Genomic DNA, 17,019 nt, shown 5'->3' with positions numbered 1-17,019 from the left:
AACCGCTCCGAGCCGGGCCGCGTGTTCCCTTCCCCGCGGCCGGTCCACCTCCCCGGAAGACACCATGCTGAACCTCTCGGTCCTGCTCGAGGACTCCGCCCGCACACACCCGGACCGGGACGCCGTCGTCCTCGGCACGACACGCCTCACCTACGCCCAGGTCGAGGCAGCCGCCAACCGGGTCGCCAACCTCCTGGTCGACCGCGGCATCTGGCCCGGCGACAAGGTCGCGCTCAGCTGTCCGAACGTGCCCTGGTTCCCCATCGTCTACTACGGCATCCTTAAGGCCGGCGCCGTCGTCGTACCGCTCAACATCCTGCTCAAGAGCCGGGAGATCGCCTACCACCTGGCCGACTCGAAGGCGAAGGCCTACTTCTGCTTCGAGGGGGACGCGGGCCTGCCGATGGGTGCGGAGGGACACGCCGGGTTCACCGAGACCGCGGGCTGCGAGCACTTCTTCCTTGTCACCGCCGATCCCGAGGCGCAAAGTCCGATCGAAGGTGTCGAGACCATGGGCGCCGCGCTGCAGGGCAGCGCGACGACGTTCGACAGCATGGGGACCACGGGGGACGACCCGGCTGTGCTGCTCTACACGAGTGGTACGACAGGACAGGCGAAGGGTGCCGAACTCAGCCACGCCAACCTGGTTCTCAACGCCCTTTCGTGCAATCGGCTGCTGGAGAACCGTCCTGCCCTGGACACCCACTTGGTTGTGCTGCCGCTGTTCCACTCCTTCGGCGCGACCGTGCAGATGAACGCCGGCTTGTCGACGGCGAGCACACTGGTGCTGCTGCCGCGGTTCGACGCCCGGCAGACGGTCTCCCTGATGCAACAGGAGGACATCACCTTCTTCGCGGGCGTTCCCACCATGTGGTGGGGCCTGTTGCAGGCGCTCACCGACGATGTCGACGTCGCGAGGATCGCGAAGAACCTGCGAGTAGGCGTCTCCGGCGGTGCCTCTCTCCCTGCCGAGATCATCAAACAGGTCAGGGAGCGGCTGGGGGTCCAGGTTCTGGAGGGCTACGGCCTCTCCGAGACTTCGCCGGTGGTGACCTTCAGCGATCCGGCGCGAGAGCCACGGCCCGGCTCCATCGGCGTGCCGGTCTGGGGCGTGGAGCTCAAACTCGTCAACTCGGACTGGTCGGAGGTCGAGGACGACGGCACGGGCAGCGCCATCGGGGAGATCGCGGTCAAGGGCCACAACGTGATGAAGGGTTACCACGGCCGCCCCCAGGCCACCGCCGAAGCAGTCAGGGACGGCTGGTTCCGCACCGGCGACCTCGCCCGCAGGGACAAGGACGGCTTCTACTACATCGTCGACCGGGCGAAGGACCTGATCATCCGCGGCGGCTTCAACGTGTACCCGCGCGAGATCGAAGAGCTCCTGATGACGCACCCCGCGATCAGCCTGGCCGCGGTCGTCGGCGTGCCGCACGAAAGCCACGGTGAGGAGATCAAGGCGTTCGTCATCCTCGACCGCGGCGCCGAGGCCCGTCCCGAGGAGCTGATCGCCTGGAGCAGGGAGCAGATGGCCGGCTACAAGTACCCGCGCATCGTGGAGATCGTGCAGTCCCTCCCGATGACGTCCACCGGAAAGATCCTCAAGCGCGAACTCACGTGACCGGCACGCCAAGCGCATGGACACGAGTGGGAAGGACGGCAGATGACAGTGGACGAGGGCCGGTGGCGGGGCACGTTCCCCGGCGCGTTCGGTACGGGGACGGGCGCGGCCCCCGACCCGCTCGTGGCCGCCTGGAAGGCACGCGTGGCGAGGAACCCGGACGGCACAGCGCTCCGATTCTTCGATGGTGCTCTGTCCGCGCGGGAGGTGGACGCGGCGTCGGACGCCTTGGCCGCAGCGTTCCAGGCCCGCGGAACCGGTCGGGGTGATCGGGTCGGCGTGTACCTGCAGAACCTTCCGCAGTACGCGCTGGTGCTGCTGGCCCTGTGGAAGCTGGGGGCCACGGCACTGGGGCTCAATCCGATGTACCGACGTCAGGAGCTGCGCCGGATCATCGACGACTCCGGGGCGGTCGGGGTCGTCTGTGCGGACTCGGACGTCCACGAGACGCTCGGCACGCTGGCGGGGAGCACGGTCCGATGGCTGGTCAGCACGTCGGCTCTGGACTACCAGTCGAGGAACGATCCGCGGGTCTTCATGACGACGGAGCGCCACGCTCCGGCACCGGACGGCGACCTGGTGGCCCTGATCGGCGAGTTCGAGGGCCGCAGCCCCTCACCCGTGCAGCTGACCCGCGACGACGTCGCGTTCCTGACGTACACCTCGGGAACTACGGGGCCGCCGAAGGGTGCCATGAACACCCACGGCAACGTCCTGAGCGTGGTGGCTACGTGCGCGTCGTGGATGGGCGTGAGCGACGGGGACGTCGTGCTCGCCGTGGCCCCGCTGTTCCACATCACGGGCGCGGTGGTCAACGCGGCGATCTCCCTGCTCACCGACACCACGCTCGTCCTCACGGGGCGGTTCCACCCCGCAGTCGCCCTGGACGCCTTCGCCGAGCACGGGGTGACCTACACCATCGGCTCCATCACCGCGTACAACGCCCTCTACGAGCTGCCGCAGGCCGGACCGGAGCACTTCGCGTCGGTGAAGGCCCTGTACTCCGGCGGCGCGCCGATCCCCCCGGCCACAGTCGAGCGGTTCCAGGAGCGATTCGGCGTCTACCTCCACAACGGCTACGGGATGACCGAGACGACGTCCGCCGTCATCGCCGTGCCTCCGGGGGACAGGGCCCCCGTGCATCTGCCGAGCGGCACGCTCTCCATCGGCAAGCCCCTGCCGCACCTCACCGCGCGCGTCGTGGACCCGCACGGCAATCCGGTGCCGAGCGGGGAACAGGGCGAACTGGAGTTGAGCGGGCCGCAGGTGGTGCCCGGCTACTGGGACAAGCCCGAGGTCACCCGCCAGACGATGCCGGAGGGCCGGCTCCGTACCGGTGACGTCGCCGTCATCGACGAGGAGGGCTGGGTCTACCTGGTGGACCGGCTCAAGGACCAGATCAACGTGTCCGGTTACAAAGTCTGGCCGCGTGAGGTCGAGGACGCTCTGTACGAGCACCCGTCGGTGCTGGAGGCAGCCGTCGTCGGGCAGCCGGACGCGTATCGCGGTGAGACCGTCGTCGCCTACGTCTCGCTCAAGGCGGGTCTGACCGCCACGGCGGAGGAGCTGATCGTCTTCGCCCGGGATCGTCTGGCCGCCTACAAGTGTCCTCGCGAGGTCCATTTCCTCGCCGACCTGCCCAAGACGCAGAGCGGCAAGATCCGGCGTGCCGAACTACGCCACATCGATGTCGCCGGACCGGTACCACCGTCCACGGACTGATCGTTGTGCTCTTCCCTGGAGCAGCACCATCACCGGCGTCGGCAAGGAGGTGGCCGCCGACCGCCCCCTGCGGTGTCCGGGCGTGCCTACCGACATCGCCTCCGCCGTGGCGTACCTGACCTCGGAGGACTCCTCCGAGGTCACCGGCCACATCGGCCTCACGGTCGCCAACGGCGCCGCGTGACGACCGCGCCCATCCGACAAAGGACATCCATGACTTTCCCTCACCTTCCGCCGGAGATCGCGGAGCTTCGTGAGCGTACTCGCCGGTTCGTTCGCGAGGTCGTCATAGACGCCGAGCCCGCACCGGGCCGACGTCTCGACCAGACCACCCGTGACCGGCTGCAGGCCGCGGCGAAGGAGGCCGGTGTCTTCGCGCCACTCGTGCCGACGGAGTACGGCGGACAGGGCCTGCCCATCGAGCACTGGTCACCGATCCTGCAGGAGGCCGGCTACTCGCCGATCGGTCCCGTGGCGCTCAACTGCATGGCACCCGACGAGGGGAACATGCACATGCTCAACCTCATCGCGACCGAACAGCAGAAGAAGCACTACCTCGCGCCCCTGGCGGCCGGGGACGTCCGGTCCTGCTTCGGCATGACCGAGCCCCACCCCGGAGCGGGATCCGACCCGGCGGCGCTGCGGACCACAGCCGTGCGCGCCGACGGCGGCTGGATCATCGACGGCCACAAGCGGTTCACCAGCGGGGCTGCCGGTGCCGGGTTCTGCATCGTGATGGCGCGGACGCCGGCCGTCGACGGCTCCCCCGAAGGGGCCACCATGTTCCTCGTCGACATGACGAACCCCGGAATCCGGGTCGGCGAGGCGATCCACACCGTCGACCGCTCCATCGACGGCGGTCACCCGCACGTCCACCTAGAGGACTGCTTCGTCGCCGACGACGCGGTGCTCGGCGAGGTGGGGCTGGGATTCCGGTACGCACAGGTACGGCTCGGACCTGCGCGTCTCACACACTGCATGCGGTGGCTGGGGCTGGCGCGGCGGGCGCACGACATCGCGCTGGACCGGGCCGCGCGGCGTGAGCTGTTCGGCGACACGATCGACTCGCTCGGCCTGGCACAGCACCTCATCGCCGAGTCGGTGATCGACATCGAGACCTCCGACGCGATCATCGCCAAGACCGCGGCTCTGCTGCACAGTGACCCGAAGGCGGGTTCGGCGATGTCGTCGGTGGCGAAGGTGCACTGTTCGGAGGCGGCCTTCCGGGTGGTCGACCGTGCCGTGCAGATCTGCGGAGGGGACGGGGTCTCCGACGGGCTTCCACTGGCGCAGTACCTCAACGAGGTCCGCCCGTTCCGGATCTACGACGGCTCCAACGAGACCCACCGGTGGGCCATCGCCCGCCGGGCATCGGCCGGCCGCAGCGCAGCGGTCCAGGCCGGTGAGCGGTACCGGGGCGACGCTGTCGCGGGCCGGAACGGAGGCTCGTGATGCACACCGTCCCCGACGGCGTGGAGGTCGTCGCAAGCTGGGACGGGGCCCGTCACCTCGACAGCCCTCCACTCTTGGTCCTCGACGCGGTCACCGGCTTCCTCGACACACACGGCATCGGCAGCGGTCCGCTCGCGTGGCAGCGCATCGGCGACGGCCACTCCAACATCACCTACCTGCTCCAGCGAGGCAGTGAGTGCGTCGTACTACGCCGTGGACCGCGCCCGCCGTTGCCCAAATCGACGCACGACATGATGCGCGAGGCCCGTGTCCAGAAAATCCTTGGCAGCCACGGAGTGCCGGTGCCGGAGATCATCGCGGTATGCGAGGACGAGTCGCTTCTGGGGGTGCCGTTCTACCTCATGTCCACGCTCGACGGCATCGTCATCACCGACACGATCCCGCCCCGTCTTTCCCCCGCCGAACAGCGCCGGGCCACCAGCGAGGCGGTCGTCGACACCCTCGCCGCCCTGCACGGCATCGACGTGACCGGAGCGGAACTCGCCTCCCTGGGCTTCCCCGAGGGGTATCTCCGGCGCCAGGTCGACAGATTCCACGGGTTGTGGGAGGTCAACACCACACGCAGCCTGCCCGCGGTGGAGCACATCGGGGACTGGCTCGGCCGTAACCTCCCGACGAGCCAGGCGGCATCGGTGGTGCACGGCGACTACCGCATGGGCAACCTCATGTTCGCACCCCAGGCGCCGGCCAGAGTCCTCGCGATCCTGGACTGGGAAATGGCCACGCTCGGTGACCCGCTCGCCGACCTGGGCTACCTCACCGCCACCTACTCCGAGGCCGGCAGCCCTGCCACCCCGCTCGAACTCACCCGGGTGACCCGGTCGCCCGGCTACCTCACCCGGCGCCAACTGGCAGAGCGCTACCAGTGCCGCACGGGCCTCGATCTGACCCCGTTGCCCTGGTACCAGACCCTCGCACTGTGGAAGGCAGCGATCTTCTGCGAGGCCATCTACACCCGCTGGCAGCGTGGGGAGCGTCCCCACGACAAGACCTTCGGGCCGTCGCTCGAAACGGGTGTCCCCCGACTGCTGGAGCAGGCGGGGCGATACGCCGGCCTGACGGCGACCACTCGCCGCTGACACCACACGCGTCCCGGTACGGCCACCCGAATCCAACGCTCGTCCTCAACGGCTGCGACCGTCTCCACGGCCCGTCGCGCTGTGTCCGTCTTCCCTTATCTTCAGAGAGAGATCTCGTGCCCTCCGCTTCCTCCCGGCATTCATCCCGTGACACACGAGTGCTGGTCACTGTCAACGCGCTGCCGCTCGCCGTCGGTGTCCTGCTCTCCTGCTCCACGACCCTCGGTGAGGTCTCCGTGTACGGACGTCTCACCCTCGGCATGGCGTGGGCGCTCACGCAGCTCGTCGTCCTCGTCGGCGGGACGTGGTGGTACGAGAGCCGGGCCGCGTCCTCGTGCGAGCCGGCCCCGGCGACGACCGCTGCCTCTCGTACGGTCGGGGGCACGTGGTGACGACGTACCTCCTGAGCGTCGGCTCGCCCGACCTCATCGGCTCCGCCGCGAGGGGCTCGGTCATCACCGCCTTCTTCGTCTTCATCGGCCTCTGCCTCCTGTGGGTCTTCACCGTCGCCACTCAGGACGACGATCCGGAACGCCTCTACGTCGCCGGCCGGTCTCTCCCGCCCGTCTTCAACGGCGTCGCGATGGCGGGGGAACAGATCACGGTCGTCATCCTGGTCTCGTTGCCGGGAGCGATCGCCCTCTTCGGCTACGACGGTGTCTCGACCGCCGTCGACAGTGCCCTCGCACTCGGTGTCTTCCTGCTCCTCGCCTCCAGGATTCGCGCGACCCGCCGCTACACCCTCGGTGAGCTGTTCGCCCTGCGTGCTGAAGGGCCGGGAACGCGGATCGCCGGTGCGGTGGTGACGCTGTGCATCGCCGTACCCCTGCTCATGGTCCAACTGCGGGCCGGCGGCATCACCGCCGCTCTTCTGATCGGCATGCCGACCGAGACGGCCCAGGTGGTGTGCACGGTACTGATGGGATTCCTCATCACATGCTTCGCAGGAGTGGCGGATCTGCGCGGCACCAGTTTCATACAGGTCGCCAAGGTGCCCATAGCCCTGGCGACGCTCGCCGCATTGACCCTGCTGGCACTCCGCCTGTTCGACTGGAGTCCTGAATCGCTGTTGTCGGCCGCCATGGACAAGAGCATGTCGCCGGATGACTACCTCAGCCCAGGGCTGTGGGCGCACACCGCCGACTTCGGTCCGCTCGGCACGATCAGCGACCACATCGTCGTCGTCCTCGGCACCGCGATGATGCCCCACCTGCTCCTGCGCGTCAGCGCCAGTCGGGACGCGTCCGCCGCGCGACGCTCATCGAGCGTCGCCGTAGGGCTGACCGGCCTCTTCTACCTGCTCCTGATCACGGCCGGTGTCGCCGCTGCCGCGGTGGTGGGCAGCGGACAGATCGGGGTCGTCGACGTGAAGGGACAGGGAGCCCCGATCCTCCTGGCATCGGAGGTCCTCCCCCACCACTCCACGGGCCGGATCGTGGTCATCGTCCTCGTGGCCTGTGTCGCCTTTCTCGCCGTCCTCACAGCCGTGGCGAGCGTGACCTTCGCCGCCGCCGTCTCCGTGGCCCGCGACCTGTTCGGGCAGAAGGGCCGCTCCAGGATCGGCATCGGAGAGCTCGCCGTCACGCGACTGTCCGTTGTCGCGCTCTGTGCCGTCAGCCTTCTCCTCGCCACCGCCCTGTACCGCTACCCCATTGAATTCCTCCTCGCCTTCTCGCTGAGTCTCGCGGCCACCTGTGTGTTCCCCGCACTCGTCTACTCCTTCCTGTGGACCGGCTTCAACCGCCGAGGGCTGCTGTGGCTCGTCTACGGAGGGCTGTCCATCTGCACACTCCTGACCCTTGCCTCCCCCGCGGTGTCCGGGACTAAGTACGCGCTGCTGCCGGAGCAGGACTTCAACCTGATCCCGCTTCACACCCCCGGGCTGATCTCCGTCCCGGCAGCCTTCCTCCTCGGATGGCTCGGCAGCGCGCGACCGTGGGAGGGGACCGCACGAGCCCGGCGCACGGCGATGAGGGAGGCACGGAGTCAGTGACAGGCCCTGACTCCTGACTCGACAACCGTGGGAGAGCGGCGGTGCGACCGGCGTGTGCATCGTGCACCGGGCCCGGGCAAGGCAGGTGCTCGCTGTCGTTCTCGCCGGCGGTCGTGGCTGGCGAAAGTAGCGCCACCAGCCACAGGAACAGCTAGGACGTTGAGGGAGAGAAGGCACATGACGACACAGAAGCAGCGCCAGCCCCTGCCGTCGGTGGAGACTGACACGCCGACGGACGAGATCCTCAAGCTCCTGACCCGCGACGGAGGCGTCATCGTCAGGAACTTCCTGACGAACGAGCAGATGAACCGCTTCAACGCCGAGATCGAGCCGCCGATGCAGGCGCTTCGCCCGGGCTCGACCCACGAGAACGAAATGGTGGCTGCGTTCCACGGCAGCAACACCAAGCGCCTCACCAACCTGGTCACGCACAGCGCCACGTTCCGCAGCGAGATCCTCGAACACTCCCTGGTCCACGAGGTCTGCGACCGGATCTTCCTCCCGGAGTCGGGCACGTACTGGATGACCACCGCGCAGGTGATCGAGATCGGCCCCCGCAGCCAGGCGCAGATACTGCACCGGGACCTGGAGAACTGGTTCCCTTTCATCGGGATGGGGCCCGACGGTCCGGAGGTCACCCTCAACTTCCTGATCGCCCTGACCGACTTCACGGAGGAGAACGGCGCCACCCGAGTCATCCCCGGGAGCAACCACTGGAGCGACTTCGAGGATCGCGGAACTCCTGAGCAGACAGTTCCAGCGATCATGAAGGCCGGAGACGCCCTTCTGTTCAGCGGCAAGACCGCGCACGGTGGCGGCGCGAACCAGACCGGCGACGAGTACCGGCGGGCCCTGGCCTTCGCCCTCAATCCGGGCTTCCTCACCGGCGAGGAGGCGTACCCCTTCCTGGTCGACATGGAGGTCGCGAAGACGCTCTCGCCGCGTGTCCAGCGCATCCTCGGGTTCCGGTCCCAGTACCCGACGGGCTCGCCGGGCCTGTGGCAGGTCGACTACGCCGACCTGGGCGACTACCTCGGTCTCTGAGAGCCGACCCGATCGACTGCACGACGTCGCAGCGAGGCACCGAGGAAGGCAGGGACCGTGCTGTGGTCAGGTGCGGCTCTCGCCTGATGCTGTGCGCTCGACGGGACCGCACGCTAGGGCGAGCAGATTCCGCCAGTCGACCGGGGGTGCTGGTGGCGGTGCGCCGGGGCGGTCGCGTGGCAGCAGCACCCGTAGCGCGCGGGGCCGTACCGAGCACACGACCGGTGTGCGCAGCCACAGCGCCTCCCCGTCGACCGCCACCGGAATCTGCGCCTCCTCGCCGCCCCCCGTCTCCGGGGACTGCGGGCCCCCGGCCGTCACCTCGACCCGCCGCGCGGTCGTCACGGTGAGTCCCGGCGCCTGTGAGCCCCACAGGGCCAGCTGTGCCGCCTGTGCGGCGTTCGCCACCCTGATCCCGATCACACCCAGCTCACCGTCGTCGAGCACGGGCCGGCGCCCGCCGCCGCTCAGCTCGTCGGGCGAAGCGTACGGGTTGTTGCTGATCAACAGCGCCTGTTGGTCCGCGAGCCGGGTACCGTCCGCGAGCGCGTCGAGTCGTCGCGCGTCTTCCCTGGCCAGGAGGTCCGGCAGCAGCTTCAGGGCGGTGCCCGTCTTGTCGTTGCGGTACTCGGGGCTCTGCACGATGTCCGCGTACACGCCGAAGGACACCGTGTTGACGAAGGGACGGCCGGAGACGTCGCCGAGATCGACCCGGATCACCTCGCCGTCGGTCAGGGCATCGAGACAGCGGGCCGGGTCGGCGCGGTCGAGGCCGAGATCCATGGCGAAGTGATTGCGAGTGCCCGCGGAGATCACGAGGAACGGCAGTCCGTGTTCGGCGGCGACGGCCGCGACCAGTGCCTGAGTACCGTCGCCACCGGCGACACCGAGCAGGTCGGCACCGTCTTCCACGGCCTCTCGGGCCAGTCCGCCCACGTCGACCGGGGCTGACGGGTCCAGCAGGATCACCCGCGCGCCCAGTCGCTCCGCCCGCTTCACGAGGTCGAAGCGGGCGACCTTGCCACCGCCCGACTTCGGATTCATGATCAGCACCGCCCGCCTCGGCGGACGTGCGCGTACGGGCCGCTGCGACCGGGGCGGCCGCGCTCGGTGCAGCGCCGTGCGGCCGCAGGTCACCGCCGTCGCCCAGCACAGGCTGGAGATCAACGCGATCAGCCACAGACCGCTCCGCGCATAGAACACGAGCACTCCGGCCGGCGCCCCGACGGCCACGAACGCGCCGAGCAGCCGCACGAGACCGCGCCGGGCCACGAGCCACCAGATGCCTGCGGCGCAGACCACGAGCCCGAGGATCCCGGCCATGACCACGAGCAGTCCGCCCCCGCTCAGCGCGAGCAGCAGCACTGCCACGGCGGCGGTTGCCGCCACCACGGCGAACCACGCGAGCAGCCGGGCTGCCAGCCCGGCCCGCGGCCGTGCCTTTCGTGTCCTGTCTATGGCCGTCTCCTGAAGGGGCTCTGATCCGTTCTGCCTCACCAGCCTGGCGTAGCGCCCCTGGCCGAGTGCGTCCCGGACGCCCGTACGGGTGAGCCGGTCAGTCGAGCGCGTCGAACCCCGGCGCGAGACAGCTGAGGGGCTGGCCCCCACTGACGAGGGGCGTACGTCAAGGGCTTCCCGTACATTCACACTATGGGAACCGACGTCGATGCGTTCCTTGGTCAGCTGGCCCGCCACCTCAGGACACAGGTGGAGAATCTGGCCGGCCTGCTGCTCCAGCGCCTGAACGGCGAACTCCCCGAACTGCGGGAGGAGAGGGAGATCGCGGCTCTGACCTTGGAGGAGACAGCCCAGCACGTCACCACCATTCTGGATCTCCTGGAGACCCAACCTGACGTGAGCGCGTCGAAAGCGCCTTCGGTCGTTCTTGAAGTAGGCCGCATCTACGCCCGGCGGGGGATCCCGGTGAGCAGACTCCTGCGTGGCTACCGGCTCGGCCACCTCAGCCTCCTCGAAATGGTCCAGGCCGAAGCTCCCCGCCTCACCAGCGACTGGCACATGATCCACCTGGCCGCGATGAGGCTGATCACGATCGGCTTCGACTACGTGGACCGGTCCTCGGAAGAGGTCGTCGCCGCCTACCAGGAGGAGCGCGACCATCTCCTCCAGCGCCGACTCGCCCTCACCAACAGGGCGAGCAAGCGGATCGGGGCCACACTCGACGTCACCCGCACCGCACAGGAGTTGACGGAGGTGTGCACCGAGGAGTTCGCCGATCTCGTCACCGTCGACCTGTTCGACTCCGCCCTCGACGAACAGGGCACGGGTTCACCGGAGGCTCTGACGCAGCGCCGAGTCGCCCAGCGCTCCGTCCTCGACGGCTGTCCGGAGTCCCTGCTCCGCATCGGTGAGGCACACTCCTACCCCGACGACTCGGAACCGGCTCGCACACTGGCCACCGGACGATCCGTCCTGCACCGCGTCGGAAGGGCCGGGATGCCCATGTGGATGGCCCCGTCCGAGTCCCACAGTCAGGCTTTGCGCACCCTCGGCCTCCACTCTGTTCTCCTCGTAGCGTTGCACGCCCGTGGGGAGACACTGGGCCTGGTGCAGTTCTCACGCCATCGCACCTCGGCCCCGTTCGACGACGGCGACCTGCTGCTGGCGCAGGAGATCGTCTCCAGGGCAGCGGTGTCCATCGACAACGCCCGCCGGTACACCCGTGAGCGTTCCACCGCGCTCGCTCTCCAGCGAACCCTGCTGCCGCGACACACGGTGAAACAGTCGGCCGTCGAAGCGGCCTCGCGCTACCTGCCCGCCGGGTCCCGCGCGGGTGTGGGCGGTGACTGGTACGACGTGATTCCGCTGTCCGGGGCCCGCGTCGCGCTCGTCGTCGGCGACGTCGTCGGACGCGGCCTGCACGCCGCCGCCACCATGGGCCGACTCCGCACAGCCGTCCGCGCCTTCGCCGATATCGACCTCATGCCCGATGAGCTGCTCACGCATCTGGACGACGTGGTCATCCGGATGCAGCGCGAGGAGTCACGGGACGAGGGTGAGACCAGCGCCACCTGCCTGTACGCGATCTACGACCCTGTCTCCCGTCTGTGCTCCGTCGCCAGTGCCGGCCATGTACCGCCGACCGTGGTGACCCCCTCGACCACCGGCGAGGACACCCGGACCTCCAACGTGGTCAAGCTGCCTGAGGTGTCTGTCGGACCGCCCCTCGGCCTGGGCGGACTGCCCTTCGAGACGACCGAGTTCGAACTGCGGGAGGGCAGCCTGCTGGTGCTGCACACCGATGGGCTGATCGCCGATCGCACGCGTGACGTAGATGTCGCACTCACCACACTGCACGATGTCCTCACCTCGGCGCCGGAGTCGCTGGAGGAGACCTGCGACCAGCTGCTGGCCGCACTGCTGCCCAGCCGACCCGCCGATGACGTCGCTCTGCTGATTGCCCGGACCCGAGCCCTCGATCCCGACCATGTCGCAGCGATCAACCTGCCGTCCGATCCAGCAGCCGTTTCCGGAGCCCGCCGCTTCGCGTCCGACGTACTGGCGGCCTGGGGGCTGGAGGAGATGTCGTTCACCACCGAGCTGGCCGTCAGCGAACTGGTGACGAACGCGATCCGCTACGGCAAGAGCCCCATCCAGCTGCGACTGATCCTCCAGTCGACGCTCACCTGCGAGGTCTCCGACGCCAGCAGCACGGCCCCGCATCTGCGCCGCGCCCGGATCTTCGACGAAGGCGGCCGGGGCCTGCTGTTGGTGGCCCAGCTCACCGATCGCTGGGGCGCACGACACGGTCGTGAGGGAAAAGTCATCTGGGCCGAGCAGGCTCTCCCCGCCACCGGCGGGTCCGACCACTGAGCGAACGAAACACCGCTCGCACCTCAAGGGCGAGGGCGTGCGACCAGGGCGTTCGCCCCGGCCGGTGGCAGAGCCCTCGATCGGACCGACTTGATCGATCGACTAAGTCGATATAGTGGGCGTATGGCTCATGTTTCCGCGGCGGAGCGCCGCCCCCAGTTGATCAAGGCGGCCATCGACCTCATGACCCGGGAGGGCGTCGCCGCGGGAAGCACCCGCGCCATCGCCGCGGAGCTCGGCGTCGCACAGGCCACCGTCCACTACACCTTCGGCACGAAGGAGGATCTCTACCGGGCGGTGATGGACCAGATCACCGACGAGCTGGTCGCGCAGGTGCAGCGGGCGGCGCCGGAAGACGCGGGCTTCGAGAAGACCTTCAGCGCCCTGGCGGGGGCCTTGTGGAGCACCGTGCGTGAGCCGACGTCGCACCAGCAACTGCTCACTGAACTGACCATGTTCGCCCTGCGTGTGCCCGGGCTCAACGAGGCCCGGCAGAGCCATTACCAGCGGGTCATCGAGGTGACCGCACAGGTGATCGCCGAAACCGCGGACAGGACGGGACAGAGACTGGCCGAGTCCCCGGAAACAGTGGCTCGGTTCTTCCTCTCCGGCTTCGACGGACTCACAATGCAGGTCCTGCTGAGCGTGCCGGACGAGGCCACGGAGCGGACGGGCCTGAGGGCACTCGTAGCCGCGACCGTGGCGCTGGCCAAGGGGAGCCTCGACCTCCCGGACGTGCCGACGGCCTGACACGACGTGAAGACGGTTGGGGGCGCACCTTCCAGGTGCGCCCCCAACCGTCTCTGCCTACTCGTGAGACTCAGCCGGCCCATACGTCCTCGACGTAGCGCCCCGACTCGACGAGCGCCGCGAGCCACGCCACGGCCTGCTCATCGCTCGCACCGGCCCGTTCACGGTAGAGCGCCATGAACGCTTCCCGTACGGCCGGTGCCATACGGCGGCCGTCGCCGCAGATGTAGACGCGTCCGTCGGATTCCAGGACCGACCACACCTCCTCGCTCTCACGGGCGATGCGCTCCTGGACGAAGCGGGCGCCGTTCTCGGGCGCGTGCATGAAGGTGGGGCGCATGCTGACGGCGCCGGCCGCCTCGGCCGCCTCGAACTCCTCCCGGTGGAGGAAGTCCACGTCGGGATGGTCGCAGCCGAAGTAGCAGAGCAGGGTCCCGGTCGAGCCGGCGTGGTGGCGGTCGAGGACCGCGCCGCGGAAGGGCGCGAGACCGGTACCCGCGCTGATCAGGATCACCGGTACGGAGGTGTCCTCGGGGAGGCGGAAGGACTCGCTGCACGGCAGGACCCGGGCCTGGATCACGTCGCCCGCGTTCACCGTCTGCAGGAAGTGCGAGGCGATGCCCCGGAAGGCACCCTCCCCCGACCGGTGGGGCGCCGCGAGCAGCGACACCATCAGGTCCGCCTCGCCCGGCCGGGCCGCGGCGGACGACGAGATCGAGTAGTGCCGGGGGCGCAGCACCGGCAGCATTTCCAGGAAGCGTTCGAAGGGCAGTTCGCACGCACGGTAGCGCTCCACGAGGTCCAGGACGCTGAGCCCCGCGACGGTCACCTGCTCCCGGAAGGTCTCGGCATCGGCGGTGGCGAAGACGGTGAGCGGCTGATTCTCAGGCGGGCAGGACGTGTGCTCGGCGAGCACGGCGACCTGCTCCTGGGTGGCCGGGTCCTGCAGCTCGACGAAGTCGGTGAGCAGGCGGCGCAGGGTCAGCGGCCGGTCGACCGGCAGCGCGCCCCGGCTCCGACGGCGGGCGCGCAGCCGGACCGTGCGGTCCAGGTCGAGGCCGAAGCGGTCGGCGACACGCTGGACGAGGGCCTCGGGATTGCTGGGCAGGACGGCCAGGTGATCAGCGGTGCGGTAGCTGACGCCCTCGGGCAGACGGAGCCGCAGGAACCGCTTGGAGCGTCCGAGTTCGTGGTCGGTGTCGACGAGTTCGTACGCTTCGAGGACCTCCATCGGCTGGACGCCGTGGCGCTCGGCGAGACCGCCGAGGACCGACTCCGAGGTGTCCTCCAGCTCGTACAGCCCTTCTGCTTCCGCCCTCGGTGCGGTGCCTGCCGCTTCGCCGGCGACCGCTGCGCCGTACTCGTCGAGCAGGACCGTCCACAGGTCCGCCGTCCACTGGTCGACCACTCCGCCGAAGTCACCTGATGCGTCGGCGGCGCCGCGCTCCAGTAGCGGGACGGCGCCGGCGGCGGCCAGACGCTCGTCGATCAGGGTGGGGATGCGCTGGTAGGTCGCCGCCCAGTTGCGGTCGCCGACACCGAGGACGGCGTACCGCAGGCCGGTGAGCGAGCCGGGGGCGAGGTTCTCCAGAGCGGCGACGAACTCGGCTGCGTCGTCGGTGGGGCGGCCGTTGTAGGAAGCGGCGACGATGACGACGGGGCCCTCGGTACCGGCCAGCCTTTCCGTGTACTCGTTGAGGGCGGCGACGGACGGGACGAAGCCGTGCTCCTCGCCGTCGCCGCCGAGGTCGCGGGCGATACCGGCGCAGGTGCCGAGGTTGGATCCGTGCAGCAGGGTCAGCGCGGTGCCGCTCGCACGGCGCGTCACGGTGGCGGTCCGGCCCGCGACGGGATCCGCCGCCGTCACGGCGGGCAGGCGCCGTTCGTCGCTGGTGCGGCGGGCGAGCCGGAGGCTGAAGCCGTCGGGCTTGATGGTCAGCGTCGACTTGATCTTCAGCTGGTAGTCGGTGTGGTCGATCAGACGGTAGCGGTGCACCAGCAGGCCCAGCAGCAGGGTGGCCTCGTGCAGCGCGAACTGGCGGCCGATGCAGGCCCGCTCGCCGTTGCCGAACGGCTTGAAGGCGTGGACCGAGCGGGCCGCCTCCCGCTCGGGGGTGAAGCGCTCGGGATCGAACAGCTCGACGTTCTCCCCCCAGGCCGCGTCACGCTGAAGGGCCGAGGTGATCACCATCAGCGACTCGCCCTTGCGTACGGGGTACTTGCCGCCGATGACGGTGTCCTCGATCGGCTCGACGGCGAACGCGGGAGCCGTCGGCCACAGCCGCAGGCTCTCGTTGAGCACCTGGCGGATGTAGGTGAGCTTGCCGATGTCGCCGTACCCGGGATCCGGGTCGTCGGTGTCACCCCACAGGGCGTCCACCTCGGCCTGGGCCCGGGCGAGCACCTCCGGATGCTTGGTGAGGTAGTAGAGGGCGAAGGAGAGCGCGCTGCTGGTGGTCTCGTGGCCGGCGATCAGGAAGGTGATCACCTGGTGGCGGATGTTGACGTCGTCCAGCAGCTCCCCGGTGGCGGGGTCCTTGGTGTGCAGCATCAGCCCCATCAGGTCGTCCGTGCTGGTGTCGCCGGAGGCGCGGCGCTCCTTGATCACGTCGTCGACGAGGTCCGTCATCAGGTCGACGTCCTTGCGGAACTGCTCGACCTTCTTCCTCTTGAACAGCTCGGAGCCCGGGACGGACTCGCCCTTCTCCTGGGCGAAGACGAGAGCTCGGGCCATCGCCTCGACGAACGGATGCAGGTCGTTGCGCCGGAAGGACTGGAAGTCGTAACCGAAGCCGCACAGGCCGATCGTGTCGAAGGTCAGCCGGGTCATCTCGTCGGGGACATCCACCGACTGCACCCCGGCGAGCCGGTCCCATTTCCCGATCAGTGAGCGGGCGACCTTGAGCATGGGGGCGTGGTAGCTGCGCATCGCGCCGAGCGAAAACGCGGGCATCAGGATGTCGTGGGCCTTGCGCCAGTTCGGTTCGTGGTTGTAGGCGGTGAACAGACCGTCCCCGGCCAGGGCCCGAACCTCGACCAGGTCGGCGTGAACGTGCTTGCGGAAGCGGGTCTCGTCCGACAGCTCGGTCACGAGGTCCAGGCCGCCGATCATGACGGTGTCCCTCCCGAAGACCCGCAGCCGGTACACAGGCCCGAACTCCCTGAACTCCTTCAGCAGGTAGGCCAGGAAGTCCGCGCCCGCAGGAACGTTGAACGCGTGGCCTACGAGGGGCAGCGGGGGGCGCTCGGGGATCGCCCGCGTCATACCTACGGACACCTGAGTCATGAGCGTGCCTTTCGTTTCACTCCAGCGGTCACCATTCAATTTACACACGACTTTGTCGGGTGAACATGTCGTGTGACTGTATTGAAGGACACAGTCGGCCGAGGGAACCCGGCATCCTGCGAGAACGTCCAGCGGAAGCAGCTTGACAGACGACCTCGTCAACCGACACGGTTAACTGACATGGTCAACCGACCATGTCGTGCGCCAGTGCTGCATGCGC

11 protein-coding genes are annotated in these 17,019 nt (G+C 68.9%); 9 read left to right on the top strand and 2 right to left on the bottom strand.

Features of this window, described 5'->3' with window-relative positions:
• Nucleotides 1-64 precede the first annotated feature (64 nt).
• The 7 genes from KUM03_RS01750 to KUM03_RS01720 all read left to right on the top strand — a co-directional run bounded on the left by KUM03_RS01750 (nt 65) and on the right by KUM03_RS01720 (nt 8,932).
• Nucleotides 65-1,621 carry a long-chain fatty acid--CoA ligase gene (locus KUM03_RS01750; protein WP_217245102.1) on the top strand — a complete coding sequence of 519 codons (1,557 nt, stop codon included), beginning with the start codon at nt 65-67 and terminating at the stop codon, nt 1,619-1,621.
• Nucleotides 1,622-1,663: 42 nt separating this feature from the next.
• On the top strand, nt 1,664-3,343 hold the full coding sequence (locus KUM03_RS01745; protein WP_217245101.1) for a class I adenylate-forming enzyme family protein: 1,680 nt from the start codon (nt 1,664-1,666) through the stop codon (nt 3,341-3,343).
• A gap of 213 nt (nt 3,344-3,556) precedes the next feature.
• A complete protein-coding gene (locus tag KUM03_RS01740) occupies nt 3,557-4,795 on the top strand; it encodes an acyl-CoA dehydrogenase family protein (RefSeq protein ID WP_217245100.1) in 1,239 nt (412 codons plus the stop codon).
• Nucleotides 4,795-5,895: a phosphotransferase family protein gene (locus KUM03_RS01735; protein ID WP_254398659.1), complete on the top strand. Its 1,101-nt coding sequence runs from the start codon at nt 4,795-4,797 to the stop codon at nt 5,893-5,895. The genes KUM03_RS01740 and KUM03_RS01735 overlap by 1 nt, the downstream gene beginning before the upstream one ends.
• 158 nt (nt 5,896-6,053) lie before the next feature.
• A complete protein-coding gene (locus tag KUM03_RS01730) occupies nt 6,054-6,287 on the top strand; it encodes a hypothetical protein (protein WP_217245098.1) in 234 nt (77 codons plus the stop codon).
• Nucleotides 6,281-7,888, top strand: a complete 1,608-nt coding sequence (locus KUM03_RS01725) for a transporter (RefSeq protein ID WP_217245097.1) — start codon at nt 6,281-6,283, stop codon at nt 7,886-7,888. The genes KUM03_RS01730 and KUM03_RS01725 overlap by 7 nt, the downstream gene beginning before the upstream one ends.
• Before the next feature lie 177 nt (nt 7,889-8,065).
• Nucleotides 8,066-8,932 carry a phytanoyl-CoA dioxygenase family protein gene (locus tag KUM03_RS01720; RefSeq protein WP_217245096.1) on the top strand — a complete coding sequence of 289 codons (867 nt, stop codon included), beginning with the start codon at nt 8,066-8,068 and terminating at the stop codon, nt 8,930-8,932.
• 66 nt (nt 8,933-8,998) lie between these two features.
• On the opposite strand, the gene KUM03_RS01715 is transcribed toward KUM03_RS01720, so the two are convergent.
• Nucleotides 8,999-10,429 carry a diacylglycerol kinase family protein gene (locus tag KUM03_RS01715; RefSeq protein ID WP_308406224.1) on the bottom strand — a complete coding sequence of 477 codons (1,431 nt, stop codon included), beginning with the start codon at nt 10,427-10,429 and terminating at the stop codon, nt 8,999-9,001.
• Nucleotides 10,430-10,582: 153 nt separating this feature from the next.
• Between KUM03_RS01715 and KUM03_RS01710 the strand changes: the two genes are divergently transcribed.
• Nucleotides 10,583-12,763 (top strand): SpoIIE family protein phosphatase, encoded by a 2,181-nt coding sequence (locus tag KUM03_RS01710; RefSeq protein ID WP_217245095.1) that lies wholly within the window; start codon nt 10,583-10,585, stop codon nt 12,761-12,763.
• 123 nt (nt 12,764-12,886) lie between these two features.
• A complete protein-coding gene (locus KUM03_RS01705; RefSeq protein WP_217245094.1) occupies nt 12,887-13,513 on the top strand; it encodes a TetR/AcrR family transcriptional regulator in 627 nt (208 codons plus the stop codon).
• Nucleotides 13,514-13,583: 70 nt separating this feature from the next.
• Here KUM03_RS01705 and KUM03_RS01700 read toward each other — a convergent pair whose 3' ends face one another.
• Nucleotides 13,584-16,799, bottom strand: a complete 3,216-nt coding sequence (locus tag KUM03_RS01700) for a bifunctional cytochrome P450/NADPH--P450 reductase (RefSeq protein WP_217245093.1) — start codon at nt 16,797-16,799, stop codon at nt 13,584-13,586.
• Nucleotides 16,800-17,019 lie beyond the last annotated feature (220 nt).

The organism is Streptomyces sp. AC602_WCS936 (assembly GCF_019049125.1).
GTDB lineage: Bacteria > Actinomycetota > Actinomycetes > Streptomycetales > Streptomycetaceae > Streptomyces.
This window is presented reverse-complemented; position numbering and strand designations above follow the sequence as displayed.